General features: G+C 71.6%; 24 protein-coding genes. 17 read left to right on the plus strand and 7 right to left on the minus strand.

Going from position 1 to position 26,367, the window contains the following annotated elements:
* Positions 1-20: 20 nt before the first annotated feature.
* The gene (locus AC1Q49_RS06755; RefSeq protein ID WP_101306610.1) at positions 21-1,469 is read right to left on the minus strand and encodes an RNB domain-containing ribonuclease; all 1,449 of its coding nucleotides are present in this window, start codon (positions 1,467-1,469) and stop codon (positions 21-23) included.
* A 117-nt stretch (positions 1,470-1,586) separates the two neighbouring features.
* Here AC1Q49_RS06755 and AC1Q49_RS06760 point away from each other — a divergent pair, with 117 nt between their 5' ends.
* Genes AC1Q49_RS06760 through AC1Q49_RS06770 form a run of 3 tightly spaced genes read left to right on the plus strand, consistent with a single transcriptional unit; the run spans position 1,587 to position 5,046 of the window.
* Positions 1,587-2,066 (plus strand): RNA polymerase sigma factor, encoded by a 480-nt coding sequence (locus AC1Q49_RS06760; protein ID WP_101306609.1) that lies wholly within the window; start codon positions 1,587-1,589, stop codon positions 2,064-2,066.
* A complete protein-coding gene (locus tag AC1Q49_RS06765; RefSeq protein WP_101306608.1) occupies positions 2,057-3,259 on the plus strand; it encodes a hypothetical protein in 1,203 nt (400 codons plus the stop codon). Before AC1Q49_RS06760 ends, AC1Q49_RS06765 begins: the two co-directional genes overlap by 10 nt.
* Before the next feature lie 29 nt (positions 3,260-3,288).
* Positions 3,289-5,046, plus strand: a complete 1,758-nt coding sequence (locus tag AC1Q49_RS06770) for a proline--tRNA ligase (protein WP_101307253.1) — start codon at positions 3,289-3,291, stop codon at positions 5,044-5,046.
* A 40-nt stretch (positions 5,047-5,086) separates the two neighbouring features.
* On the opposite strand, the gene AC1Q49_RS06775 is transcribed toward AC1Q49_RS06770, so the two are convergent.
* Positions 5,087-6,436: an HNH endonuclease signature motif containing protein gene (locus tag AC1Q49_RS06775; RefSeq protein WP_101306607.1), complete on the minus strand. Its 1,350-nt coding sequence runs from the start codon at positions 6,434-6,436 to the stop codon at positions 5,087-5,089.
* A 97-nt stretch (positions 6,437-6,533) separates the two neighbouring features.
* On the opposite strand from AC1Q49_RS06775, the gene AC1Q49_RS06780 reads away from it, so the two are divergent.
* A complete protein-coding gene (locus AC1Q49_RS06780; RefSeq protein WP_492491260.1) occupies positions 6,534-7,589 on the plus strand; it encodes an LOG family protein in 1,056 nt (351 codons plus the stop codon).
* Positions 7,590-7,607: 18 nt separating this feature from the next.
* Here the strand turns inward: AC1Q49_RS06780 and AC1Q49_RS06785 are convergent, their stop codons facing one another.
* Together AC1Q49_RS06785 and AC1Q49_RS06790 are read right to left on the minus strand one after the other, a co-directional pair.
* Positions 7,608-8,108 carry a pyridoxamine 5'-phosphate oxidase family protein gene (locus AC1Q49_RS06785; protein WP_060960483.1) on the minus strand — a complete coding sequence of 167 codons (501 nt, stop codon included), beginning with the start codon at positions 8,106-8,108 and terminating at the stop codon, positions 7,608-7,610.
* A gap of 136 nt (positions 8,109-8,244) precedes the next feature.
* Positions 8,245-8,874, minus strand: coding sequence for an acetate uptake transporter family protein (locus AC1Q49_RS06790; RefSeq protein WP_101306605.1), 630 nt, complete (start codon positions 8,872-8,874; stop codon positions 8,245-8,247).
* A 108-nt stretch (positions 8,875-8,982) separates the two neighbouring features.
* Here AC1Q49_RS06790 and nusA point away from each other — a divergent pair, with 108 nt between their 5' ends.
* From nusA to rbfA, 4 genes are all read left to right on the plus strand, one after another.
* On the plus strand, positions 8,983-9,969 hold the full coding sequence (nusA, locus tag AC1Q49_RS06795; protein WP_060960482.1) for a transcription termination factor NusA: 987 nt from the start codon (positions 8,983-8,985) through the stop codon (positions 9,967-9,969).
* Positions 9,970-10,033: 64 nt separating this feature from the next.
* Positions 10,034-10,285 carry a YlxR family protein gene (locus AC1Q49_RS06800; RefSeq protein WP_060960481.1) on the plus strand — a complete coding sequence of 84 codons (252 nt, stop codon included), beginning with the start codon at positions 10,034-10,036 and terminating at the stop codon, positions 10,283-10,285.
* Positions 10,286-10,377: 92 nt separating this feature from the next.
* Entirely contained in the window at positions 10,378-13,152 is a 2,775-nt protein-coding gene (infB, locus tag AC1Q49_RS06805; protein ID WP_492491261.1) for a translation initiation factor IF-2, read from the plus strand.
* 141 nt (positions 13,153-13,293) lie between these two features.
* Positions 13,294-13,731, plus strand: a complete 438-nt coding sequence (gene rbfA / locus AC1Q49_RS06810; protein ID WP_060959431.1) for a 30S ribosome-binding factor RbfA — start codon at positions 13,294-13,296, stop codon at positions 13,729-13,731.
* Positions 13,732-13,734: 3 nt separating this feature from the next.
* On the opposite strand, the gene AC1Q49_RS06815 is transcribed toward rbfA, so the two are convergent.
* Together AC1Q49_RS06815 and AC1Q49_RS06820 are read right to left on the minus strand one after the other, a co-directional pair.
* Entirely contained in the window at positions 13,735-14,220 is a 486-nt protein-coding gene (locus AC1Q49_RS06815; RefSeq protein WP_492491262.1) for a flavodoxin family protein, read from the minus strand.
* Positions 14,221-14,300: 80 nt separating this feature from the next.
* Positions 14,301-15,167 carry an HhH-GPD family protein gene (locus AC1Q49_RS06820; protein ID WP_492491263.1) on the minus strand — a complete coding sequence of 289 codons (867 nt, stop codon included), beginning with the start codon at positions 15,165-15,167 and terminating at the stop codon, positions 14,301-14,303.
* Positions 15,168-15,236: 69 nt separating this feature from the next.
* Between AC1Q49_RS06820 and truB the strand changes: the two genes are divergently transcribed.
* Genes truB through AC1Q49_RS06840 form a run of 4 tightly spaced genes read left to right on the plus strand, consistent with a single transcriptional unit; the run spans position 15,237 to position 18,013 of the window.
* Complete coding sequence (gene truB, locus AC1Q49_RS06825; protein ID WP_492491264.1) at positions 15,237-16,151, plus strand: tRNA pseudouridine(55) synthase TruB; 915 nt, start codon at positions 15,237-15,239, stop codon at positions 16,149-16,151.
* Positions 16,148-16,516, plus strand: a complete 369-nt coding sequence (locus AC1Q49_RS06830) for a hypothetical protein (RefSeq protein WP_492491265.1) — start codon at positions 16,148-16,150, stop codon at positions 16,514-16,516. The genes truB and AC1Q49_RS06830 overlap by 4 nt, the downstream gene beginning before the upstream one ends.
* Positions 16,517-16,562: 46 nt before the next feature.
* Positions 16,563-17,069 carry a hypothetical protein gene (locus tag AC1Q49_RS06835; protein WP_492491266.1) on the plus strand — a complete coding sequence of 169 codons (507 nt, stop codon included), beginning with the start codon at positions 16,563-16,565 and terminating at the stop codon, positions 17,067-17,069.
* Positions 17,066-18,013, plus strand: a complete 948-nt coding sequence (locus tag AC1Q49_RS06840; protein WP_060959435.1) for a bifunctional riboflavin kinase/FAD synthetase — start codon at positions 17,066-17,068, stop codon at positions 18,011-18,013. Before AC1Q49_RS06835 ends, AC1Q49_RS06840 begins: the two co-directional genes overlap by 4 nt.
* 24 nt (positions 18,014-18,037) lie before the next feature.
* On the opposite strand, the gene deoC is transcribed toward AC1Q49_RS06840, so the two are convergent.
* A complete protein-coding gene (deoC, locus tag AC1Q49_RS06845; protein WP_492491267.1) occupies positions 18,038-18,754 on the minus strand; it encodes a deoxyribose-phosphate aldolase in 717 nt (238 codons plus the stop codon).
* A 102-nt stretch (positions 18,755-18,856) separates the two neighbouring features.
* On the opposite strand from deoC, the gene AC1Q49_RS06850 reads away from it, so the two are divergent.
* The 5 genes from AC1Q49_RS06850 (at position 18,857) to AC1Q49_RS06870 (ending at position 26,234) form a co-directional block, all read left to right on the plus strand.
* Positions 18,857-19,078: a heavy-metal-associated domain-containing protein gene (locus AC1Q49_RS06850; protein WP_061782119.1), complete on the plus strand. Its 222-nt coding sequence runs from the start codon at positions 18,857-18,859 to the stop codon at positions 19,076-19,078.
* 11 nt (positions 19,079-19,089) lie between these two features.
* Positions 19,090-21,447, plus strand: a complete 2,358-nt coding sequence (locus AC1Q49_RS06855) for a heavy metal translocating P-type ATPase (RefSeq protein ID WP_492491268.1) — start codon at positions 19,090-19,092, stop codon at positions 21,445-21,447.
* Positions 21,448-21,745: 298 nt separating this feature from the next.
* Positions 21,746-23,923, plus strand: a complete 2,178-nt coding sequence (locus AC1Q49_RS06860; protein ID WP_492491269.1) for a DEAD/DEAH box helicase — start codon at positions 21,746-21,748, stop codon at positions 23,921-23,923.
* A gap of 113 nt (positions 23,924-24,036) precedes the next feature.
* Positions 24,037-25,065, plus strand: a complete 1,029-nt coding sequence (locus AC1Q49_RS06865; protein WP_060959440.1) for a 6-phosphofructokinase — start codon at positions 24,037-24,039, stop codon at positions 25,063-25,065.
* 629 nt (positions 25,066-25,694) lie between these two features.
* The gene (locus AC1Q49_RS06870) at positions 25,695-26,234 is read left to right on the plus strand and encodes a putative endonuclease domain-containing protein (protein ID WP_157553763.1); all 540 of its coding nucleotides are present in this window, start codon (positions 25,695-25,697) and stop codon (positions 26,232-26,234) included.
* Positions 26,235-26,367 lie beyond the last annotated feature (133 nt).

Here is a 26,367-nt window from a genome sequence, read left to right on the forward strand (position 1 = left end):
CGCGCGGATGACCGCGGGTCTCAGGCGGGGGCGAACGCGATGGTCCCGTCCGGGACGGATGCCGCGAGAAGCCGGAGCGCGGCGCTCGTCCCGGGGGCGGCGTCGAGGCCCGTGACCGTCGCCTCGACCGGGGGCCGATCGATCTGGACGCGGGCCGTCGTGCCGCGGACGTTCAGCACGAGCGCGTCGAACACCTCTCCCTCGTGCCCGGCGAGCAGCGCCGCCTCGACGCGATCGATCGACCCCGCGTCCAGACGGCCCGCCACGGCGGCGCTCCGCGCCATCGCTGCCGGCAGCCCGGCCAGCGACGAACGCGCCCACTCGGGCACCTCGCGGCCGTTCGCGAGCGCGTCGCAGATGACCAGCGACCAGCGGTCGACGAGGCGCCGCAGCGGCGCGGTCGTGTGGGCGTACGGAGCGCCGATCGCCGCCTGCATCGTCTCGGTCGGCACGTCGCCGTCGAACGTCGTGTAGCCCGCGCCGCGGAACAGGGCTGCCGCGTACTCGCGGACCACCCGCGCGGCGGGGGAGCGGTCGAGACCGCGGAGATAGTCCCCGTACGCCACCTCCGGTGCCCACGGCATCCCGAGCGCGACGGTCTGTGACCGGAAGGAAGCCACATCCTCCGCGGCGGCGGGCGGCATGGTCCGCAGGATGCCGATGCGACCGTCGATCATGATCTGCGCCGCGGCCATGCCCGTCAGCAGCGACACATCGGCATTCCAGTCCTCGAGCGGTACCCCGTCGCTGCGATCGAGGGCGTACTCCCCGGGCTCTCCGGCCGGTGGCGAGACGACGCGGGTCTCGGGCAGGTTCAGGCTCGCGCCGCCGCGCTCCCGCTCGCGGTCGGCGCGCGCCGCACCGAACCAGGGGAGCGCCAGGAGCGTGGCCGGCGCGTCGCCCGCATCGATCGCGCGTTGCGCGTCCACGTACGACCATTGCCGCCGCGAGCGCACCACCGCGCGGGTGAGGGTCGTCTCGACGGGCCGCGCGCCGTCGTCGAGGACGAATCGCCAGACGAACGCGCGGCGATCTCGGCCCGGAAGCAGCGAGGCGGCGCCGTCGCCGAGCACCCCCGGATGCAGCGGGATGCGGCCGTCGGGAGCGTAGAGGGTCTGGCCGCGGCGGCGGGTCTCGGCATCCAGCGCGCCGCCGGCGCTCACGAACGCGGGGACGTCGGCGATCGCGTAGTGCAGGATCGCCCCGCTCGCGGTGCGTTCGAGGTGCAGCGCCTGGTCGAGGTCGGTGGAGCCGGCGGGATCGATCGTGAGGAAGGGGATGTCGCGCAGATCGGCCAGCCCGGATGCCGAGGGCGCGACCGGCACGGTGTCGGCGGCACGCTCCGCCTCGGCCTGCGCATCGGCGGGGTACCCGTCCGGGAGATCGAGCGCGCGGCGCAGGGCTTGCAGCGACGCGGCGAGCTGACCCCCGATGGAGCTGCCGATGAGCCGGGAGCGACGCTGGACCACGCGCCCAGTGTAGGTGGAGACGGGCGCGAACCTTTCGGCCGGTGCTGGACACTACACAGTGTGAGCAATGACGATGCGGACGCATGGCGGAGGCTGTGCGCCGGTGACGATACGGCGATGCGCGACCTCTTCGATCTCCACGAGGCCCGTCTCTTCCGTCAGGCGTGTCGTCTGCTCGCCGATCGGGAGGACGCCAAGGATGCCGTGGCGATCGCCTTCCTCGAGGCGTGGCGGAAGAAGGCCGCCGTGCGCCTCGTCGACGGCTCTCCGCTGCCCTGGCTGTTGACCACCGTCGTCAACACCTCCCGGAACGTGGAGCGATCTCGCCGGCGCTACCGCGCGTTGCTGGCACGGACGCCCGCGGCGGCGGCCGTCGATCCCCCCGTGGCGCCGGATGAGAGCGGCGTGCTCGCCTCTCTCGCCCAGCTCCCGGGCGTGGAGCGCAGCGTCGTGGTCCTCGTGGTGCTCGAGGGCTACTCGGAGCGTGAGGCGGCGGATGCACTCGGCATCCCCGTCGGCACCGTCAAATCGAGGCTGTCTCGCGCGAAGGCCCGACTGCGGGACGGGATGGCGGCACTGGAGGCATCGTGGACCTGAACGAAGAACTCACCCCGCGCGAGCACGCCGAACTCCGCGAGAGTGTGGTCACCGGCGTCGGTCGTCTGCGGGCAGCACGCGCGCGGCGGTCGCGCATCGTCGCCGGCGTCGCCGCCGCCGCTCTGGTTGCCGTCGTCGTCACGGCGGTCGCGTTCACGACGCTGCGGCAGCCCGACCGGGTGACCACGCCGATCGAGACCATGTCGCCCTCGCCCTCGCCCTCGGCGACGCGTGCGCCGACGCCGGAACCGTCGCCGTCGGCATCGGGCAGCATGCCACCCGTTGCTTCATCGTCGCCGTCCATCGCTTTCGATGACGACTGCGCCGCGGTGATGAGCACCGTCGCCCTCTCGGCTGCGTGGGGGTCCGAAGCCACCGCGGAAGCGCGCAGCTACTTCTTCGTCGACGTGCGAACGGCTGGGGGGATCACGTGCGACTGGCGCTTCGCTGACGGCACCACTCTCCGCGTCTCGGCAATGCCGTCTTCGGTCGTAGATAGCAGTCTCCGGAGCACGTACGAATCGGCTCTTTGTGAGCCGGTGCCGTGGCTTTCGACAGGATGCCGAAAAGCCGTGGAGGATGACAAGACCTGGCTTCTGGCTACAGTTTCGGGCGATGTGTACCAGTTCGTCGACGGAGAGTTCGATGAGGCCGCTGTGCGTCAACGGCTCGACGCGCTGACGCCGTTGCTGTTCGACGCACTCGCGCGCGCCGGAGCCCCGTCTGCGGCGACGAGAACCGACGAGTGGTGGCCACAAGTGACGTGCGACGATCTTGCAACGAAGATTCCGTTGGCTCAGCTCCTGGGATCATCCGGCTATCAGACGGGATTTGGTGGCGAGGCAAGCGCCGATGTCGACTCTCGGGTTGCCGGTGCGCAGGGTTTTGGCCTCCAATGCGGTTGGCGGCCCTCTGATGACTCGGCATCGGGATCGAGCATGATGATCATGCTGTATCCGGGCGGCGCCTGGGATTGGGAGCGGATCGCGACCGCGACGGATCCGGTCGGTGATGTCGTGCCGGTGAACGTCGACGGTGCTCGCGCCGCAGTGGCGACGCGGTCGGAGACCAGCTCTCCGCTGAGCAACGTCTACGCGTCGGACGGTGTGAACGTCGTGAGGGTCTTCAGCGCACCAGATCCGCTGGCCGCCGCCGCCGCCCTCCTGGCAGCGATGAAGGGTGCGAGGGGATAGCCAGTGGCTGCGGACTAGGCTTGACGCTCGTGGTCACCCGTCTGTCGAACTTCTTCCTCCGCACGCTTCGCGAAGACCCCTCGGATGCCGAGGTCACGAGCCACCGTCTGCTCGTGCGCGCCGGCTACATCCGCCGTCAGGCGCCGGGGATCTTCGCGTGGCTGCCGCTGGGCCTGCGCGTGAAGGCCCGCATCGAGACCATCATCCGCGAGGAGATGACGGCGGCCGGAGCGCAGGAGGTCCACTTTCCGGCGCTCATGCCGCGCGACCCCTACGAGGCGACCGGGCGCTGGGAGGAGTACGGCGACGGCATCTTCCGACTCAAGGACCGCAAGGGCGCCGACTACCTGCTCGCCCCCACCCACGAAGAGGCGTTCACGCTGCTGGTGAAGGACCTGTACGGCTCCTACAAAGACCTGCCGCTGACGATCTACCAGATCCAGGACAAGTACCGCGACGAGGCCCGCCCGCGTGCGGGTCTCCTGCGCGGCCGCGAGTTCACGATGAAGGACGCCTACTCCTTCGACTACACCGACGCCGGGCTCGACACCAGCTACATGGCCCAGCGCGACGCCTACGAGCGGATCTTCCAGCGCCTGGGCCTGGAGTACGTCATCGTCCAGGCGGATGCCGGGGCGATGGGCGGCTCGCGCAGCGAGGAGTTCCTGCACCCGACGGCGATCGGCGAGGACACGTTCGTGCGCTCGGCCGGCGGCTACGCGGCCAATGTGGAGGCGTTCGAGACCCTGGCGCCCGAGCCCATCGCGTTCGACGGGTTCGGCGAGCCGGTGATCTTCGACTCCCCGAACACGCCCACGATCGACACGCTCGTGGCGCACACCAACGCCGTGCTCGACGGTGAGTACACCGCCGCCGACACCCTCAAGAACGTCGTCCTCGCGCTCACGCACCTCGACGGCACCCGCGAGCTCGTCGTCGTCGGCCTCCCCGGCGACCGCGACGTCGACGACAAGCGCGTCGAGGTGGCGTTCGCGCCCGCCGAGGTCGAGCCCGCCACGCCCGAGGACTTCGAGAAGCACCCGCTGCTGGTCAAGGGGTACATCGGACCGTGGTCGCCCCAGGGCGCGATCCTGGGCGAGGAGTCGGCCACCGGCATCCGCTACGTCCTCGACCCCCGCGTCGTGGACGGCACGCGCTGGATCACCGGCGCGAACATCGACCAGAAGCACGTGCACTCGCTCGTCGCCGGTCGCGACTTCGCCGCCGACGGGTACGTCGAGGTCGCGACGGTGCGCGCCGGCGACCCGGCGCCCGACGGCTCCGGCCCGGTCGAGCTCGCCCGTGGCATGGAGATCGGCCACGTCTTCCAGCTGGGGCGCAAGTATGCGGACGCGCTCGGTCTCAAGGTGCTCGACGAGAACGGCAAGCTCGTGACCGTCACGATGGGCTCCTACGGCATCGGCGTCACCCGCATCCTCGCGATCATCGCCGAGCTCAACAACGACGACAAGGGCCTCATCTGGCCGGCATCCGTGGCGCCGTTCGACGTGCAGGTCGTGGCGACGGGGCGGGATGCCGTGGCCTTCGAGCTCGCCGAGAAGCTGTCGGCCGACCTCGAGGGTGCGGGACTCGACGTGCTCTACGACGACCGGCCGAAGGTCTCGCCGGGTGTGAAGTTCGGTGATGCCGAGCTCGTCGGCGTTCCGCAGATCGTCATCGTGGGGCGCGGGGCGGCCGACGGCGAGGTGGAGCTGTGGGATCGCCGGTCCGGAGAGCGCACGCTCGTCTCGGCGGCCGACGCCGTCGCCCGCCTGTCGGTCCGCTGACGGCGCGCCGGCACCGACACCCCCCACCCGCGGCCGCGGGTCAGAACGGTGGTGGTCCGGTGTCGTCCGCACGCTCGGCGACGGGGCGGAACACCGGGGTTCGACGCTCCGGCTCCACGAGGTAGCGTCGGCCGTACGGCGAGGTCCACTCCAAGACGCCTCCGCTGTCGGGAACCTGGACCACCGTCCAACCGCCATGATGCTTCACCTTGTGGTGGCCCGGGCACAGGGGAGCGAGGTTGTCCGCCGCGGTCGCTCCGCCCTCGGACCAGGCGAGCGTGTGGTCGATCTCACACCGTGAGGCCGGCATGACGCACCCGGGTGCCATGCAGCGCTCGGCCCGCCACCGTACGAGGCGCCGGAGCTCGGGCGGCGGGTCGTACCTGCGGCGCCCGACGGACAGCACGGCGCCGGTCTCGGGATGGGTCAGCACGCGCATCCAGCCCCTGGCGCCACCGCTGAGCTCGCGGGCCCGCTCGATCGGGATCGGACCGAGGCCCTCGACCTGCGCCGGTTCTCCGGCGCCGTGCGCGTCTTCCCGCAAGGACAGCGCCGGAACGGTCACGACCACGGTCGGACGGATTCCCCGCGCCGAGGGGGAGTGGCCGTCGCAGCGACCGTCGATCAGCAGATCGCAGAGGACGTCGGCACGCACCTGGTCGAGGGAACGGTCGTCGGCGGGTGGGGGCGTGGCGTCGGCGGACGCGTCGGGGACGGCCCGGCGTCCGGTCATCGCCGCGGCCATCCGCGTCAGCCGGTCGAAGATCGCGTGGGCCTCGACGCTGGGCAGATGCGCGGTCAGGACGGACATGCCGTCGGCGGCCGGGACGACGTGCACGCGGCGCTGCGCGAGGGCGCGCTCGTGCGTCTCGGTGAGGGTCTGCACCGCCTCGGCCGCGACGAGGTCGCGCAGGCGACGCCGGAACGTCCCCGCGGGGAGGTCCTCGGCCAGCCGAACCGCTCGATCGACGAGCCGTGCGCGCACCGCCGGATCCGTGGCATCCAGCACGTCGACGAGGAATCGCGCGTGCTGATCGGTGATGCGCGCCGCCCCCAACGCCTCGAGCGCCCGCGGGTAGCGCTCGACCAGCGCCGTCGAGCGCGCCATCAGGTCGCCCGCGGCGTACTCGGTGATGCGCAGCGCGGCGGCGAGCTCGAGGCGCAGCGAGCGGTCGATCATCTCGTCGGCGCAGGCACGGGAGGAGGCCGTCGCCATCGCATCGCGGCGGGCGGCCGCGACGCACACGTATTGCTCGGCCGTGTGCACCGCCACGAGAGTGGCGATGTCGGCCACCTGATCGACCGGATCGCGGGGGAGGAGTGCCGTCTCGAAGGCCGCGACATCCGACCAGTACCCGGGATAGGGCTCCGTCTCGATGTCATCGTCCATACGTCGATCCTAGAACAAAGCTTCGAATGTGGGAAGAGGGAAGGAGACGTTCTCGCCGCGTTCACCCGAACTGCGTCCGGGATGTCAGGCTGGAGCCATGTCAGATCGCTCCACGCTCCCGTCCACCGTCACCGACGGCATCCGCCGGCTGCTCGACGACGCCGGCATCACGACCGACGCCGATCTCATCGCCCGCATCCTCGCGACGGGCGTGGGCATGGGGCTCGACGGCGCCGACCGCCTCGACCTCAAGATCACCTCGGCCGCCCTCACCGAGATGCGCGCGGCCTTCGAGCTGTTCGCGCCCTTCCGCGGTGTGCCCAAGGTCACCGTGTTCGGTTCGGCCCGCACCGCCCCCGACTCGCCGCTCTACCGCCTGACCGTCGAGCTCACCGCGGCGCTCGCCGCCCGCGGATGGATGACCGTGACGGGGGCGGGCCCCGGGATCATGCAGGCGGCGGCCGAAGGCGCGGGCCCGCAGCACTCCCTCGGGGTCTCCATCCGCCTGCCGTTCGAGGAGAAGCCGAACGCGATCATCGCCGCGCACGCCCGCAACGTCGCGATGAAGTACTTCTTCACGAGGAAGCTCATGCTGGTCAAGGAGTCCAGCGGCTTCGTGTGCATGCCCGGCGGCTTCGGCACGCTCGACGAGATGTTCGAGCTGCTGACGCTGCAGCAGACCGGCAAGGCCGCGCCCACGCCGATCGTCCTGCTGGACCGTCCCGGCGGCGGCTTCTGGCAGGGGCTGCAGCGTTTCGCCGACGACCAGCTCATCCCCGAGGGCGTCATCTCTCCGGACGACCTCGACCGGGTGGTCGTGACCGACTCCGTGGATGCCGCCGTGGACGAGCTCACGGGCTTCTACCGCAACTACGTCTCGCTGCGGTGGGTCGGCCGACGGCTCGTGCTGCGCCTGCGTGCGGAGCCCACCGACGCGGAGGTGGATGCGCTGAACGCCCGCTTCGGCTCGCTGCTGGCCGAAGGCGTGATCGAACGCCGCGGTCCCTTGAAGGCCGAGCGGGAGGACGACGACGACGTCGCCGCGCCCCGCCTCGTCATGCGCTACGCGCAGCGGCGCGTGGGTGAGCTGCACCACCTCATCCGCGCCGTCAACGCGCTGCCGAGCGCCCCCGCGGAGGCGCGCCCGGCCTGAGTCGGCCCGAGGTGCGCGTCAGCGGACCAGCCTGCCGTGGTTCATGGTGTCGTCCGGCGTCTCCCGCGTGACGAGAGCCTTGAGCATGCCGGCGGCCATCGCGAGCGTGCCGTGCGCCGGTTCCCAGAACTCGGTCACGATCGGCGTCACCGTCAGCAGTGCGATGTCGGGGGTGTCCAGCCCCTCCTCGAACCAGATGTCCAGCGACGGCGACCACAGCTGCTCCATCCGTGCGCGGTCGTGCACGATCGTCGCGCGACCGGCCACCGACACGTAGCGCATGCCCTTGGCGTCGCAGTAGGCGAGGTTCACGTCGTGGTCCGCCTCGACCTCGTCGGCCTTCTTCGTCTCGTCGGAGGTGAAGAACCAGATCACGCCGTCGTCGTCCATCTCGCGGGTGCTCATCGGACGGCTCACGAGGCGCCCGTCGGCGTCCACGGTCGTGAGCATGGTGATGTCGATGTCCTCGACGAGTTCCTTGACGCGGTCGCGCGCCTCGATTCCAGTGAGTTCGGTCATGACTCGACCCTGCCCGTCGCCGGGATGTCGCCCCAGGGCCTTGACAGACGCGGCGGCCCGGCTCACAGGCGGGCGTAGCGCGCCCGGAAACCGGCGGCGACCGTCAGCAGCACCCCGAGGATGCCGAGGGCCGCGCTCACGATTCCGGGTCGCCGTGCCCGTCCGGACGACGGATCCACGCGGGGCCGAGCGGCACCACGTGGCGCCCCATCGTGCGCCACGCGAACTTCTCGACGAGCAGGTAGAAGGCCAACGCGGACGCGCCCAGCAGGAACCACGCGCCCACGGTGCCGACCGCGGCGGTCCCGGCGAAGGAGCCGACCGATTCGAGGCCCAGGCCGAGGGCGACGCACACGAGCGTGAGCGGAAGCGCGGTGTTGTGGGTGGCGCCCGCGAAGACGAACCCCAGGGCGATGACCGCGAACATCATGGAGAAGAGCGGCCGCGCCGGTCCCGACACCTCGAAGAAGCCCAGCTCCCCGCCGAGGAGGAACCCCGGCATGCAGATCCAGTACCACCCGAACGCGTTGTACACGATGAAGTGGAAGTCGTCGCCGATGAAGTACGAGAGCATGCCCGCGGTGACCTGCACGACGCCGCCGAAGACCGCGCCGACCCAGAACACGGCGCTCTCGTTCTGAACGCCGAGGTGCGCCAGCTGCGCGGTCAAGGTCGCGATCACGAACCCGAGCAGACCGATCAGACCGGGATCGGCGCGCCGCGGCTGCGGGATCGCTCGGTCGACGGCGGGTGAAGCGGCATCCATCTGGCAAGTATGCACGTCCGCGCACGTCCGCCGCCGCGGGACGATCGGCTAAAATCGTGCAGATGACCGAGGGTGACCTCGCGTCGAGAGCTGAATAGGGAGGCACCTGTGGACATCGATCTGGGACTGCTGCGAACGGTCGAGCGCGAGAAGGAGATCCCGTTCGACGAACTCGTCGGGATCATCGAGCAGGCGATCCTCACCGCCTACGCCAAGCACACCTCGCCCACCGGCGAACTGCCCGAGGGCGCCCGCGCCGAGCTCGACCGCAAGACGGGGCACGTCGCCGTGTTCATCCCGCTCCGCGACGAGGAGGGGGTCGTCATCGGCGAGGAGGAGTCCACCCCCGAGGACTTCGGACGCATCGCCGCGTTCGCGGCCAAGCAGGTGATCGGCCAGCGTCTGCGCGACATCGCCGACGATGCGATCCTGGGCGAGTTCCGCGGCAAGGAGGGCGACATCGTCGCCGGCGTCATCCAGCAGGGCCCCAACCCGCGGATGGTGCACGTCGACCTCGGCACGGTCGAGGCGATCCTTCCGCCCGAGGAGCAGGTCGCGGGCGAGCAGTACCCGCACGGCTCCCGGCTGCGCGTCTACGTCACCTCCGTGTCCAAGGGCACCAAGGGTCCGCAGATCACGGTCTCGCGCACCCACCCGGGTCTCGTGCGCAAGCTGTTCGCGCTCGAGGTCCCCGAGATCGCCTCCGGTCTGGTCGAGATCACGTCGCTGGCGCGCGAGGCCGGTCACCGCACCAAGATCGCGGTGACGGCGAAGGATCCCGCCATCAACGCCAAGGGCGCCTGCATCGGCGAGCTCGGCCGGCGTGTGCGCGCGGTCACGGAGGAGCTCGGCGGGGAGAAGATCGACATCGTCGACTACGACCCCGAGCTGGCGAAGTTCGTCGCGAACGCCCTGTCTCCGGCGAAGGTCACCTCCAGCTTCGTGCTGGATGCCGGCACCAAGGCGGTCCGCGCCCTCGTCCCCGACTACCAGCTGTCGCTCGCCATCGGCAAGGAGGGGCAGAACGCCCGCCTCGCGGCCAAGCTCACGGGCGCCAAGATCGACATCCAGCCGGATTCGATCCTCGAGTCGTGACGCGAGGGTGAGCGAGGGGGCGCCGCGACCGCGCCGAAATCCCGACGCGGCGAGTGGGGGTAGGATGGAAGCCGTTCGAACGTGCGTGGGATGCCGCGCGCGCGACCTCCGGTCCGCCCTCCTGCGAGTGGTGGAGCGAGACGGTGTCCTCATCGCCGATGAGAAGGCCGTCCTTCCCGGGCGGGGCGCGTGGGTGCACGACACGCACGGGTGTGTGGATACCGCCATCCGGCGCCGCGCCTTCGGACGAGCATTGCGTGTGTCGGGCCCGCTCGACACGCAGACCTTTCAGAACACCCACCAGCGAAACGGCTGAACGGCTATGGACACAAAGTGAACGGCTCGAAATGAGACCCGTCCGCAAGTAACGGTCTGCCCTGTCCGGGGGAGACCTCAGACAGGAGAATTGTGGCAAACCCACGCGTGCACGAAATCGCCTCCGAGATCGGCGTCGACAGCAAAGTCGCCCTCGCGAAGCTGAAGGAGCTCGGCGAATACGTCAAGAGCCCCTCATCCACCATCGCGCCCCCCGTGGCGCGCAAGCTCCGCGCGGCCCTCGAGGCCGACGGCGCCGCCAAGAAGTCCAATGACGCCGCCCCGGCCGCCCCTCGTGCGGCCTCCGGTGCGCCGACCCCCGGCGCGCGCCCCGCGGCGCGTCCCGGCCCGGCGAAGCCGGCGGCTCCCGCTCCGGCGGCGCCCGCGGCATCCGCTCCGGCGGCACCGGCGCCCAGCGCGCCCGCCGCGCCGGCCGCTCCGGCTCCGGCGGCCCCCGCCGCAGCGGACGCTCCGACGCCCGCCACGCCGGCCGCCGCCGCGCCCGGTGCGGCCACGCCGCAGGCGCCGCGCCCCGGTGGCGCTCCGCGTCCCGGCAACAACCCGTTCTCCTCGTCGCAGGGGATGGGCCAGCGTCCCGCCGGCCCGCGTCCGGGCAACAACCCGTTCGCGTCCGCGCAGGGGATGGGTCAGCGTCCGACGCCCGGCAACATCCCGCGCCCGCAGGCTCCGCGCCCCGGCGCTCCCCGCCCCGGCGCCCCGCGTCCCGGCGGCGCCGGTCGTCCCGGAGGCGGCGGTCGTCCCGGCGCGCCGTTCCAGCAGCGTCCTGGCGGTCCCGGTCGTCCCGGCGGTGCCGGCGGCTTCCAGCGTCCCGGCGGCACCGGCGGTCCCGGAGCGCCCGGTGGTGGCTTCGCGGGTCGTCCCGGTGGCGGCGGTGGTCGTGGCCGTGGTCCCGGCGGTGGCACCGCGGGTGCCTTCGGCAAGGGCGGCGGCAAGAGCAAGCAGCGCAAGTCGCGTCGTGCGAAGCGGCAGGAATTCGAGATGCGGTCGGCGCCCGTCGTCGGCGGCGTCAACGTCCAGAAGGGCAACGGCGAGATCATCCGCCTGCGTCGCGGCGCGTCGATCGCCGACTTCGCGGACAAGCTCGAGGCCCTGCGCGGCTACACCGTGCAGCCCGGCACGCTGGTGACGATCCTCTTCAACCTCGGTGAGATGGCCACCGCGACCGAGTCGCTGGACGAGGCCACCTTCGAGGTGCTCGGCGCCGAGCTCGGCTACAAGATCCAGATGGTCTCGCCCGAGGACGAGGACAAGGAGCTCCTCGAGGGCTTCGGTCTCGACCTCGAGGCCGAGCTGGAGGCGGAGAGCGAGGACGACCTCGAGATCCGTCCTCCGGTCGTGACCGTCATGGGTCACGTCGACCACGGTAAGACGCGACTGCTCGACGCCATCCGCCAGACGAACGTCGTGGCGGGCGAGGCCGGCGGCATCACCCAGCACATCGGTGCGTACCAGGTGTGGACCGAGCACGAGGGCATCGAGCGCGCGATCACCTTCATCGACACCCCCGGTCACGAGGCGTTCACCGCCATGCGTGCCCGTGGTGCCCAGGTGACCGACATCGCCATCCTCGTGGTCGCCGCCGACGACGGCATCATGCCGCAGACGGTGGAGGCCCTGAACCACGCCCAGGCGGCCGGTGTGCCGATCGTGGTCGCGGTCAACAAGGTCGACAAGCCCGACGCGAACCCGGCCAAGGTGCGCCAGCAGCTCACCGAGTACGGCCTCGTGGCCGAGGAGTACGGCGGCGACGTCATGTTCGTCGACGTGTCCGCACGCCAGGGCACGAACATCCAGGAACTGCTGGATGCCGTGCTGCTGACGGCCGACGCGGGACTCGACCTCACGGCGAACCCGAACAAGGCCGCCCGCGGTGTCGCGATCGAAGCCAAGCTCGACAAGGGCCGCGGCTCGGTGGCGACCGTGCTCATCCAGTCGGGAACGCTGCGCGTCGGCGACGCGATCGTGGCCGGCACGGCCTACGGCCGCGTCCGCGCGATGATCGACGAGAACGGCGACGCGGTCGACGAGGCCTACCCCTCGCGTCCCGTCCAGGTGCAGGGTCTGAACTCCGTGCCCCGCGCCGGTGACGTGTTCATCGTCACCGAGGAGGACCGCACGGCTCGCCAGATCGCCGAGAAGCGCGAGGCCGCCGAGCGCAACGCCCAGCTGGCCAAGGCCCGCAAGCGCATCTCGCTCGAGGACTTCACCCGCGCTCTCGAAGAGGGCAAGGTCGAGTCGCTCAACCTCATCATCAAGGGTGACGTGTCCGGTGCCGTCGAGGCGCTGGAGGAGTCGCTCCTCAAGATCGAGGTCGACGACTCGGTGCAGCTGCGCATCATCCACCGCGGCGTCGGCGCCATCACGGAGTCGGACATCAACCTGGCCACGATCGACAACGCGATCGTGATCGGCTTCAACGTCCGCCCCGACACGAAGGCGCGCGAGCGCGCCGCCCGCGAGGGCGTGGACGTGCGCTTCTACTCGGTCATCTACAACGCGATCGACGACGTCGAGCAGTCGCTCAAGGGCCTGCTCAAGCCGGAGTTCGAAGAGGTGCAGTCGGGTGTCGCCGAGATCCGCGAGGTGTTCCGCTCCTCGAAGTTCGGCAACATCGCCGGTGTCATCGTCCGCAGCGGAACGATCACGCGCAACGCCAAGGCGCGCGTCATCCGCGACGGCGTCGTGCTGGCCGACGGTCTGCAGATCGAGTCGCTGCGCCGCTTCAAGGACGACGTCACCGAGGTCCGCACGGACTTCGAGGCCGGTATCGGACTGGGCAAGTACAACGACATCCAGATCGGCGACGAGATCGAGACGACCGAGATGGTGGAGAAGCCGCGCGGCTGATCCTTCCTGTTCGGCTGCGGCTGCGCCGGTCGCGCCGCGGAGACAAGAGCGGGGCCCCTACCCCGATTGTCTCCGCGGCGCGACCGGCTCCGCCATCCGCCGACCTCCCGGCTCCGCCGGGCGCAGAAAGAGGTAAGAGAGATGTCTTCAGAACGGCAGGCGAGACTCGCCGACCGCATCCGCGTGCTCATCGCCGAGCGGCTCGAGAAGGGGCTGCGTGACCCGCGCCTCGGCTTCGTGACGATCACCGACGTGCGCGTCACCGGAGACCTGCAGCACGCCTCGGTGTTCTACACCGTGTACGGCGACGACAAGGCGCGCGAAGACTCGGCGGCTGCCCTGAAGGCGGCCACCGGGATGCTGCGCAGCGAGGTCGGCAAGCAGCTCGGCGTGCGGCTCACCCCGTCGCTCGAGTTCATCCCCGACGCGCTGCCGGAGAACGCCGGACACATCGCCGAGCTCCTCCGTGAGGCGCAGGAGCGGGACGCCGCCGTCGCCGGGCTCGCCGCCGGTGCCGCCTACGCGGGCGACGCCGACCCCTACGTCAAGCCGCGCGAGGACGACGACGAGGACGACTGAGCCTCAGCGCCCGAGCGCGCGTCCCCACGCGGTCGCGCGTTCGAGCTCGCCCTCCTCGAGGGGGCCGCTTCGTCCCATCACGAAGAAGTCCTCCACGGCATCCACCGACAACCCGTGCGCCCGCGCCGCCTTCGCGGCCGCCGTCGCTGCCGACCCGCTGAGCCGGCCGTGCCCCTGCTTCGTGCCGAACGTGGCGACGCGAAGGCCTCGCGGAGCGGAGGAGGCCTGCGCGAGCCATTCCCGGATGCCGCGCCGGGTCGGCGTCGGCGCGTCCTTCGCGGCATCGGCCCGCGTCTGCACCCGCGACATCGAGAACACGTGCGTCGGACCGCCCACGAGGAGCAGGTCCACATCGTCGGGCAGGACCGTCGGGGCGGTGTCGACCGCGATGACCTCGACCCGACCGCTCGTCGCGACGCCCTCCGCGATGGCCCGGGCGACCTTCTCGGTGTTGCCGAACTGAGATTCGTACACGATCAGCGCCTTCATGAGGCGGACCGTACGCCGCCGCGCCGGGTGACGCATCCGCCCCTCGCCGTGACAATGAGCGTGCGCCGCGCTCGGCGTCGTCAGCGGGGCAGTCGCAGCAGCATCCCGTCGGACTCGATGAGTCCGTCGACCAGCAGCGAGTCGATGGCCCGCCCGCGCTGCGCCGGATCGGGCCAGTCGGCGATGACCGCCGCCTCGGCGAACTCGTGCGCCTCCGCCGCCCGCAGCGTCCGCAGCACCGCGCCGCGCGCCTGACGATCGCTGCCCTCGTAGGACGCCTGCTTGCGGCGGGCGTCGCCGGTGTCGGGATACCCGGCGGCGCGCCACGCACACAGCGAGGCCACCGGGCAGACGTCGCAGCGCGCCGCCCGCGCGGTGCAGACCACGGCGCCGAGCTCCATCATCGCGGCGTTCATCACCGCGGCATCCGTCAGCTCCGCCGGCAGCAGCCGTTCCATGTCGGCGAGGTCCCGGCGCCCCGGGGGTCCGGGCTGCGACCGGCCCTCGACCGCCCGCGCGATGACCCGCCGCGTGTTCGTGTCGACGACCGGATGCCGGTCGCCGTACGCGAACACCGCGACGGCGCGCGCGGTGTAGTCGCCGATCCCGGTGAGGGCCAGGAGCGCATCGACGTCGCGGGGGACCACGCCGTCGTGACGGTCGCGGATCTCGACCGCGGCGCGGTGCAACCACAGCGCGCGGCGCGGATAGCCGAGGTTCGCCCACTGCGCGACGGCGGCGGCGGGCGGGTCGGCGGCCAGCGCGGTGGGAGTCGGCCAGCGCGTCAGCCACGCCTCCAGACGCGGGATCACGCGGGTCACCGGCGTCTGCTGCAGCATGAACTCGCTCACCAGCACGCCCCATGCGCCGAAACCGGGCGCCCGCCAGGGCAGGTCGCGCGCGGTGTCGCGATACCACGCGATCAGCGGCGTCGCGAGCTCTGGCACCGCACCAGCCTACGGCCGCGGGCGGGTTGCGTTCTCCGGCCGCGCGTCGGCCCGGCCTAGGCTGGAGCAATGCCCGCGTCACCGTCCGTCCCGAACGGCATCCTGCTCGTCGACAAGCCGCAGGGGATCACGAGCCACGACGTCGTCGCCCGCGCGCGTCGCGCGCTGAACACCCGCAAGATCGGGCATGCGGGCACCCTCGACCCGATGGCCACGGGGCTGCTCATCCTCGGGGTGGGACCCGCGACCCGGCTGCTGACCTTCATCGTCGGCCTCGGCAAGACGTACGAGGCCACGATCCGGCTCGGCGTCGCCACCGACTCCGACGACGCGGACGGCGTCGAGACGGCCCGAGCGGATGCCGCGGCCCTCGCCGCCGCGACGGACGAGCGGATCGCGGCCGGCATCGCCGCGCTCTCCGGCGAGATCGACCAGGTGCCGAGCACGGTCTCGGCGATCAAGGTCGGCGGCAAGCGCGCCTACGATCTCGCGCGCGCGGGCGAAGCGGTCGAGCTGACGGCGCGGCGCGTCACGATCGACCGGTTCGAGGTCCTGGCCCGACGTGCGGGCGCGGACGGCACCATCGACCTCGACGTGGTCGTGGACTGCTCCAGCGGGACGTACATCCGCGCCCTCGCGCGCGATCTCGGCGCCGCCCTCGGCGTCGGCGGGCACCTCACGGCGCTGCGGCGCACCCGCATCGGGGCGTTCGAGGTCGCCGACGCCGTCGCCGAGATCGCCCCCGACGCGCCGCTGGAGACGCCGGCGCACGTCGCGGCCGCCGTGCTCGGCGCGTTTCCCGTCAGCGCCGACGAGGCGCGCGACCTGCGCCACGGCAAGAGGCTCCACGCCGCGGCGGAGCGCCTCGACGGATCCGCGACCGCGACGCCCGCCGCGATCGACCCCGACGGGCGACTGGTCGGCATCGTGGAACGCCGCGGCGCCGACGTGAAGAGCGTGATGAACATGGCGGAGGACGCATGATCGAGTGGTTCGCCATCGTGCAGGTCGCGGTCGCCGTCGCGGCGGGTCTGCTCGCGGTCGTGCTCGGCCTGGCCGGGCGTCGTCCCAGCGACCTCACGGTCGGGGCGATGGCCCTCATCCTCGTGCTCCTGCTCGCGCAGGTCATCGTCGCGATCGTCGCCCCGCTCGTCGGCAACCCCCCGTCGGGCAGCGCGCTGGAGTTCTGGGTCTACCTCGTGTCCGCGGTGCTCATCCCGCCCGCGTCGGTGGTCTGGGCCCTCATCGAGCGCAGCCGCTGGAGCACCGTGATCATGGGGATCGCGGCGCTGTCGGTCGCGGTCATGGTCTGGCGCATGCAGGTCATCTGGACGACCGTCGGCATGTGAGCGGGCGCCCGTCGCCCCCGTCGGCGCCGCCTATCATTGACAGGTCATGACTTCGCCATACCTCGACGCGACCGGGCACACCCGGATGACCGGCATCGGCCGCGTGCTCGTGGTCGTCTACGCCATCATGGCCCTCGCGGCGACCGGACGCTCGTTCGTCCAGATCGTGCAGGACTTCTCCGCCGCCCCGCTCGCCTACACGCTGTCGGCGGCCGCCGCCGTCGTGTACGTGCTGGCGACCGTCGCCCTCGTGAAGTCCGACAGCCCGCGCTGGTACGTCGTCGCGTGGATCGCGATCTGCTTCGAGCTGGCGGGGGTGCTCATCGTCGGCACTCTGAGCCTCACGCATCCGGAGCTGTTCCTCCACGATGCCACCGTCTGGTCCGGCTACGGCTTCGGCTACTTCTGGGTGCCGCTCGTGCTTCCCTTCGTCGGGCTCTGGTGGCTGCGCAGCGGCGGACGCGGGGCGGACCCGGTGCCGGAAGCCGCGGCATCCGACGACGAGCCCGTCCGGCACGACACCGTCGGCACCGATCGGAGGTCGTCCTGGTGATCGTCTTCCACGACCCCGCCGAGATCCCCGAGGGGTTCGGCCCGAGCGTCGTCGCCATCGGGAAGTTCGACGGCGTGCACTCCGGCCACCGCGCCGTGATCGATCGCGCCCGGGTCGCGGCGGCCGAGGCCGGCGCGCGGGTGGTCGCAGTGACCTTCGACCGCAACCCGCTGAGCCTGCTGCGGCCGGAGCTGTGTCCCGAGCCGGTGTGCAGCGTGGGCCAGAAGCTCGACCTCCTCGCGGCCGCGGGCGTCGATGCGACCCTCGTCCTGCGCTTCGATGAACAGCTCGCCGCGCTGGAGCCGCGGGCGTTCGTGGAGCACGTCCTGCTCAGCCTGGGCGTCGTGACCGTGATGGTCGGAGACGACTTCCGCTTCGGCCGCGGCGGGGCGGGAGATCCCGCTCTCCTCACCGAACTGGGCGCCGAGTACGGCTTCGCGGTCGACGTCGTCGGCGACGTGCAGGGCGGCGGCCGCCGTGTCTCGTCGACGTGGGTGCGCGACCTGCTGGCCGCCGGTGACGTCGAGGGGGCCGCGCGGCTGCTGGGACGTCCACATGCCGTGCAGGGCGAGGTGGTCCACGGCCTCAAGCGCGGCCGGGAGCTCGGTTTTCCGACGGCGAACCTGTCCGCGTCGGCGGAGGGCTTCATCCCGGCCGACGGCGTGTACGCCGGCTGGCTCGTCGACCTCGGCGCGGACGGAACCGCCGTCACGACCCGCTACCCCGCGGCCATCTCCGTCGGGACGAACCCGACGTTCGACGACGTCCCCGTCCGTCAGGTCGAGGCCTATGTCCTCGACGAGACGGGACTAGACCTGTACGGGCACCGCGTGCAGATCCGCTTCACGCATCGCATCCGCGGAATGGTCGCCTTCGCCGGCATCGAGGCGCTCATCGCGCAGATGGACGACGACGTCGCCCGTGTGCGCGCGGCTCTGGCCTGAGCCGCCGCACACGACGACGGCGGGTCAGTACGAGGAGGCGTCGACGGCGCCGACGGCCTGCTCTCCGGCATCCACCCGGCGCGCCTCGCCGAGGATCACCGCGCTGCCGCTCGTGCCCAGTCGGGTCGCCCCGGCGGCCAGCATCGCCAGCGCGTCGGCGTAGCTGCGGACGCCGCCGGAGGCCTTCACCTGCACATCGGGTCCGACGTTCGCGCGCATGAGCTCGACGTGGGCGACGCTCGCCCCGCCCCCCGCGAATCCCGTCGACGTCTTGACGAAGTCGGCGCGGCCGGCCTCGGTCAGACGGCTGCCGCGGGCGATCTGCTCGTCGTCGAGCAGCGAGGTCTCGAGGATGACCTTCGTCACCTTGCCGGATGCCGCCGCGACGACGGCCGCGATGTCGGCGACGACCGCGTCGTCGAAGCCCGAACGCAGGGCGCCGATGTTGATGACCATGTCGAACTCGACGGCGCCGTCGGCGAGGGCCTGACCGACCTCGGCGACCTTGGCGGCGGTGGAGGTGGTGCCGTGGGGGAAGCCGATGACGGTGCCCACGTTCACTCCGGTGCCGGCCAGGCGGTCGACCGCGTGGGCGATGTCGCTCGGACGCACGCACACGCTGAAGACGCCCCACTCCGCGGCGATGTCGAGCTCGGCGTCGACGTCGGCGCGCGTCAGTTCGGGCTTGAGGATGGCGTGGTCGATGGTCGCGGCGAGGTCCCGCTCGGTGATGGTGGACATGGCCCCAGCCTACGCCAGCGGGTCCTCGGGAATACCCCAGGGGGGTATCATGGTTGTCAGCGAGAGCCGCAGCCGAACGGGCGCGCGGCGAGAGGAGACACCATGTCCACGCAGACGTACGCCGTCGACGGCATGACCTGCGCGCACTGCGCCGGAGCGGTCACGCGCGAGGTGCGCAAGGTCGACGGGATCGATGACATCGCCGTCGACGTGACGGCGGGAACCCTCACCGTCACCGTCGACGACGGCGCGGCCGGTGCCGCGCTCGACGCCGAGATCGCGGCCGCCGTCGACGAGGCGGGCTACACCGTCGTCGCCCGCTGACGGGGCCGACGATGACCGGCCTGTCGACGGATGCCGTGTCGATGCCGCACGAGGAGGCGGTGCTCGACATCGAGGGGATGACCTGCGCGAGCTGCGTCGCGCGCGTGGAGAAGCGGTTGGAGCGCCTCGACGGCGTCTCGGCATCCGTCAACCTTGCGACCGAGTCCGCACGCGTCGACTACCCTCGCGCCCTGGACCCCGCCGCACTCGTGGCCGCGGTGCGCGAAGCGGGGTACGAGGCGCACCTGCGTCCGCGGCGTTCGACCCCCGACCGGGGTCACGAGTCGTCGCCCGGCGAGGCGCACGCGCACGACCACGCGCCGCACGCGGAGGGAGCGGAGGGCCACGTCCACGACGTGGAGGATCGCCCGGGCGCCGTCACGCTGCGGACCCGCCTGATCGTCAGCATCCTTCTGGCGCTGCCCGTCGTCGCGCTCGGGATGGTCCCCGCGTGGCAGTTCTCGGGCTGGCAATGGGTGTCGCTCGTGCTCGCGACGCCGGTGGTGCTCTGGGGCGGGTGGCCGTTCCACCGCGCGACGATCGCCAATGCGCGCCACGGCGCGATGACGATGGACACGCTCATCACCCTCGGCACCGGCGCGGCCTACCTCTGGAGCGTCTGGGCGCTCCTGTTCGGCACGGCCGGCGAGCTCGGGATGCGCCACGACGGCGGGATGTTCGCCCCCGTCCACGACCCGTCGTCGCTCGTCTACTTCGAGGTCGCCGCCGCCGTGACGGTGTTCCTGCTGCTCGGACGCGTCATCGAGCAGCGCTCCAAGCGGCGCGCCGGCGCGGCGGTGCGGGCGCTGATGGATCTCTCGGCGCGCGACGTCGAGCTGCAGGACGGCCGCCGCGTGCCGATCGACGCCCTCCGGGTCGGGGACGCGTTCGTCGTGCGCCCGGGGGAGAAGGTCGCCACCGACGGTCGTGTGGTCGCCGGGCGCGCCTCGATCGACGAGAGCATGATCACCGGCGAGGCGGTGCCCGTCGAGGTGGATGCCGGTGCGATCGTGACCGGCGGCACGATCTCCACCGACGGTCGACTGGTCGTCGAGGCGACCTCGGTCGGCGACGACACCCGTCTCGCCCGGCTGGCGCGGCTGGTGGAAGACGCCCAGGCGGGCAAGAGCCGCGTCCAGCGGCTCGCCGACCGGATCTCCGGCGTGTTCGTGCCCGTCGTCATCGTCCTGGCGGCGCTGACCCTGCTGGCGTGGCTGATCGTCGGCGGGTTCTCGGGCGAGGCGATCGCATCGGGGTTCACCGCCGCGGTGGCGGTGCTGATCATCGCCTGCCCCTGTGCGCTCGGACTGGCGACCCCGATCGCGATCCTGGTCGGCACCGGGCGCGGCGCCCAGCTGGGGGTGCTGATCACCGGGCCGGAGGCGCTCGAGGCGGCCGACCGCATCGACACGGTCGTCCTCGACAAGACCGGAACCGTGACCGCAGGAACCATGACGGTCGCGACCGTGACCGCCGTCGCCGGCACCGATCCCGACGACATCGCGCACCTCGTCGGCTCGCTGGAGCACGCATCCGAGCACCCGCTCGCGCGTGCCGTCGCCGCCCTCGCCGACGCCCCGGCGGAGGTGACCGACTTCGCGGGCCGGGCCGGGCTCGGCGTCACCGGCACGGTGGAGGGGCACCGCGTGTTCGCCGGCCGTCCGACCTTCGCGGCCGAGCAGGCCGCGCGGGCGGCGGATGCCGCGGATGCTGCGCGGGCCGCGGACGCTGCGGATGGTGCGCCCGACGAGATCGCCGCGGCGGTGCGCGCGGCCGAGCAGCGCGGCGCGACCGCGATCGTCGCGGGGTGGGACGGACGGATCCGCGCGGTCATCGCCGTCGCCGACACCGTGCGCGCCGACAGCGCCGACACGGTCGCGGCGCTGGCGGCGATGGGGTTGGACGTCGTGCTCCTCACCGGGGACAACGCCGGAGCCGCCCACGCGGTGGCGGAGGCCGTCGGCATCCGCAGCGTCGTCGCGGGCGTGCTTCCGGAGGGCAAGGTCGCCGAGATCGAGCGCCTGCGGGCCGGGGGACACCGTGTCGCCATGGTCGGCGACGGGATCAACGACGCCGCCGCCCTCGCGAGCGCCGACCTCGGAATCGCGATGGGCTCGGGAACGGATGCCGCGATGCACGCCAGCGACATCGCGATCACCGGGCAGGGCCTGGCACCGGTGCTGACGGCGATCCGGCTGAGCCGTCGCACGATGCGGATCATCCGCGGCAACCTCTTCTGGGCCTTCGCCTACAACGTCGCGGCGCTCCCGCTGGCGGCCCTGGGGTTGCTGAACCCGATGATCGCCGGGGCCGCGATGGCCTTCTCGAGCGTCTTCGTCGTCCTCAACAGCCTGCGCCTGCGTTCCTGACCCCCTCCCTCCCTCCCCCCACCCTCCTCGCGAGCCGCCATCCTCTGTGCGAGCCGCCATGGTTCGTGCCGGCCGAATCATGGCGGCTCGGCCGCGTCGTGGCGGCTCGCGGGTGCGGGGGTGGCGCGCTAGACTGGGCGCGAGGCTACCCCCGTCGCCGCAGCTCGCAGAAGCGAGTACCCGCAGCCGGAGGATCCGTGCCTCGTCCCGACCCCGCGGCATCCGCCCCGGGAAACGACTGACCGGTCTCTGGACCGGAAGCCCGCCGGTCTCCCGGCGACTCACGCTCAGGAGGAGCATGCCGACCACGGCATCCATCGCCCCCGCGTCACGCCGACGCGGCTCGTCCCATCGCGGCTCGTCCGCTCGTCGCGACGACGACGCGCCGCTGATCCCGATCCTCGCCCGCAAGGTGCGCGAGGTCGAGGCGAAGGCGCAGAAGGGCAAGCTCGGGCCCACCAATCGGGTCAAGTTCCAGGTCATCGCCTTCCTCGTGCGCGAGGAGCGGGCCCGCGTCAAGGCCGACGAGGCGATCGCCGGCGCCGCCCGCGCCGAGCTGCTCAAGCGCCTCGACGGCGTCGCGACGATCCTCGCCAAGACGGCCGCACGCGACACCTCGCTCATCCAGCTGCTCGAGGTCGACCAGGCCACGTCGCCCGTCGCCAAGCGCATGCGCCGCGACTGGCTGCTCGAGTCGGGCGCGGACCTGCCCGAGGACGAGCTCATCATCACCGACGTCACCCAGAACGCGCAGAGCTGGGGGCAGACCCCGGTCGTGCCCGCCGCGCTCGCCGAGCGGCAGGTCATCCCGCCGCAGATCGAGGCGCGCCGCGAGGCGAACCCGTTCCTCGCGCCCGATGTGGCCCTGCGCGCCCCGGCATCCACCGCCCGCCGCCGCCTCGACGGCTGGGAGCTGATGGGACCGCTCTACAAGGCGTTCGAGACGGGCGCCGGAGGCGCGAGCGCGTCGATGGAGCTGCCCCCCGTGCCCGAGTTCGACCGGCTCTCGCCCAAGGGGCTCGAGATCATGCCGCACCAGTCGCGGTTCCTCGAGGCGGTCCGGGCGGGACATCGCTCGTTCCTGCTCGCCGACGAGCCCGGCCTCGGCAAGACCGCGCAGTCGGTGCTCGCGGCCTCCGTCGCCGACGCCTATCCGCTGCTGGCGGTCGTGCCCAACGTCGTGAAGATGAACTGGGCGCGCGAGGTCGAGCGGTGGACGCCACAGCGTCGGGCCACCGTCATCCACGGCGACGGCGACACGGTCGACGCCTTCGCCGACGTCTTCATCGTCAACTACGAGGTGCTCGACCGCCACCTCTCCTGGCTCGGCTCGCTCGGACTGAAGGGCATGGTCGTCGACGAGGCGCACTTCATCAAGAACCTCACCTCGCAGCGTTCGCAGAACGTGCTGGCGCTCGGCGGACGCATCCGCGAGCAGGTGCGGAACCCGCTCATGCTGGCGCTCACCGGCACGCCGCTGATCAACGACGTCGAGGACTTCGACGCGATCTGGCGCTTCCTCGGCTGGACCAACGGTGAGAAGCCGGGCCCGGAGCTCATGGAGAAGCTCGACGCGACCGGGTTCACCCCGGCGGACAAGGCGTTCTACCCCGAGGCCCGCGAAGCGGTCATCTCGATGGGCATCGTCCGTCGCAAGAAGAAGGATGTCGCCTCCGACCTCCCCGACAAGCTGGTCGCCGACCTGCCCGTGGAGCTGGACGACGAATTCGGCCGCTCCATTCGCGAGGCCGAGCGCGAGCTGGGTGCGCGCCTGGCCGCCAAGTACCGCCGCATCATCGAGGCGCGCGGCGACAAGGTGCGCATCGGCGAGATCGACGAGGACATCGTGCGCCTCGTCGCGCACGGCGAGCTCGAGGACGCCAAGTCGTCGTCCGCCGGCGCCGACAACGTGTTCACCATGGTGCGCAAGATCGGCCAGGCCAAGGCTCACCTCGCGGCCGACTACGCCGTGCAGCTGCAGCGCTCCGTCGGCAAGGTCGTGTTCTTCGCGAAGCACATCGACGTGATGGATGCTGCAGAGGCGCACTTCGCGGCATCCGGCCTGCGCACCATCTCCATCCGCGGCGACCAGTCCACGCCCGCCCGCCAGCAGGCGATCGACGCGTTCAACACGGATCCCGACGTGGCCATCGCCGTCTGTTCGCTGACGGCCGCCGGCGTCGGCCTCAACATGCAGGCGGCCTCCAACGTGGTGCTCGCCGAACTGTCGTGGACGGCGGCCGAGCAGACGCAGGCCATCGACCGCGTGCACCGCATCGGCCAGGACGAGCCGGTCACGGCGTGGCGGATCATCGCCGCCCACACGATCGACACGAAGATCGCGGAGCTCATCGACTCCAAGCAGGGTCTTGCCCAGCGCGCGCTGGACGGCGCCCAGCTCGACCCCACCTCGAGCGACTCGGTGCAGCTGTCCGCGCTCATGCACCTGCTGCGGCAGGCGCTCGGCGCGGCCTGAGGCGGGCCGGGATTATCGACGGCGGATGCGGTGGCATCCGCCGTCGATACGGCGATAGTGTCGAGGATGGCAGCGTCGCCGAACCACATCCCGAACCATCGAAGGATCTCCACATGAAGATCGGCATCCTCACCAGCGGCGGAGACTGCCCCGGACTCAACGCGGTCATCCGCGGCGTCGTGCTCAAGGGCACCACGAACTACAACATCGAGTTCGTCGGCATCCGTGACGGATGGCGCGGCGTCGTCGACGGCGACTTCTTCCCGCTCACGCGCCACGAGGTGAAGGGGCTGTCCAAGGTCGGCGGCACGATCCTCGGCACGAGCCGCACCAACCCCTACGAGGGTCCGCGCGGCGGCGCCGAGAACATCGCGAAGACGATGTACGGCCACCACATCGACGGCATCATCGCCATCGGAGGCGAGGGCACCCTGGCGGCCGCGAACCGGCTCTGGAACGACGGCATCAACGTGATGGGCGTTCCGAAGACGATCGACAACGACCTGCGCGCCACCGACTACTCCTTCGGCTTCGACACCGCGGTCAACATCGCCACCGACGCGATGGATCGCCTGCGCACCACCGGCGACTCCCACCAGCGCTGCATGGTGGCCGAGGTCATGGGCCGCCACGTCGGCTGGATCGCCCTGCACTCCGGCATCGCCGCGGGCGCCCACGTCATCTGCATCCCGGAGGTGCCGATGTCGATCGACGAGATCGCGGCGCAGGTGCAGAAGGCGCACGACCGCGGACGCGCCCCCCTCGTCGTCGTGTCGGAGGGCTTCACCCTCAAGGGCATGGACGAGGCGTTCAGCGACAAGGGCCTCGACGCCTTCAACCGCCCGCGTCTCGGCGGCATCAGCGAGGTGCTCGCGCCCGAGATCGAGCGCCTGACGGGTATCGAGACCCGAGCCACCGTGCTCGGCCACATCCAGCGCGGCGGCTCGCCGTCGGGCTTCGACCGGGTGCTCGCGACGCGCCTGGGGCTGCACGCGGCCGACTCGGTCTACGAGCAGGCCTGGGGTCAGATGGTGTCGCTGAAGGGCACCGACATCGTGCGCGTGCCGTTCGCGGAGGCGCTCGGCGAGCTGAACACGGTCCCGATCTACCGCTACGAAGAGGCCGCGGCGCTCTTCGGCTGACCCCCGGCCCGCCGGGGCGCCGCAGATGCCGTGTCCCACTTCTCGCCGGCGTTGTCCCACTTCCGTCGTGGCATGTCCCACTTCCTGCTCTGCGGGGCACCCCTGCACAGCTGGAAGTGGGACACGTCGTGTGAGCGTCACTCTCACTGTCCACGCCCGACGGAGGTTCCTCCCCGGCCGCGTCGGGCGTCGAAGTTTCCACCGTCGGGCGCTCAGCCGCCAGAGCGTCGCCGCGGATGCGTGACGCTTGCGCGATGACGACCTCGAGCGACCTGCCGCGGAGTCTGCCGGAGGCGTTCACCGTCGCGCAGGCGCGAGATGCCGGCGTGAGTCCCGGGCGGCTGCGGGGACGCGATCTCTCGCGTCCCTTCCACGGCGTCCGCGCGCGGGCGGAGCCTACTCCCGGTTCGCGGGAGGCGTCCTGTCGGGCGCTGCTGCCGCGGTTGCGGAACGGGCAGTTCTTCAGCCACGAGACGGCCCTGTGTCTTCTCGGGGTGCCCCTGCCGGAGTGGCCCTATGCCCCGAGCATCCACGTTTCCACCCACCGTCCCGCGCGCGAACCCCGCACTCACGCCGTGGTCGGCCATCGCCTGCAGCTGCGGGAGTCGGCCCACACGACGGTGCGCGGGATGCCGGTCGAGCACCCGGCGCGTGCCTGGCGTCAAACGGGCACGCTCTGGCGGCTCGATGACCTCGTTGCGGCCGCAGATCACCTCATCTCGGGCCGGAGCCCGCTGACGGACGCGGCCGAGCTTCGGCGTGAGATCGAGGTGATGGGCGACGTGCGCGGCGGAATCCTCCGCAGGGCACTGGCACTCGCTCGCGGTGGCGTGCGCTCTCCTCGCGAAACGCGGTTGCGGCTGCTGCTGAGCCGTGCGGGACTGCCGGAGGCCGAGGTGGCCTGGAATCTGTTCGACGATCGGGGGACGTTCGTCGCCGAACTCGATCTGGCCTTTCCTCGCTATCGTCTCGCCGTCGAGTACGACGGGCGCGTCCACGCTTACGATGCGCGTCAGTTCGCGCGCGACGCCGATCGGTGGGCGGCCATTCGCGGCCTGGGGTGGCAGCACGAGCGCGTGCTGGCGCATCACCTCGTCGGCGATGGCCGGCTCGCGGTGTCGATGGTACGAGACGCCCTGCAGCGCGCCGGGTGGACCCCCGGGCGCTGACGCCGGTCACTGCTAGCTCTGATCGCCGGGCGCTGTGTCCCACTTCCTGCTGCCTGGGAGCGGTGCCAGGCGCAGAATGTGGGACACACCTCGGCATAGGTGGGACATGCCGAGGCATGGGTGGGGTGGGGCG

The organism is Microbacterium sp. MPR-TSA4 (assembly GCF_058792815.1).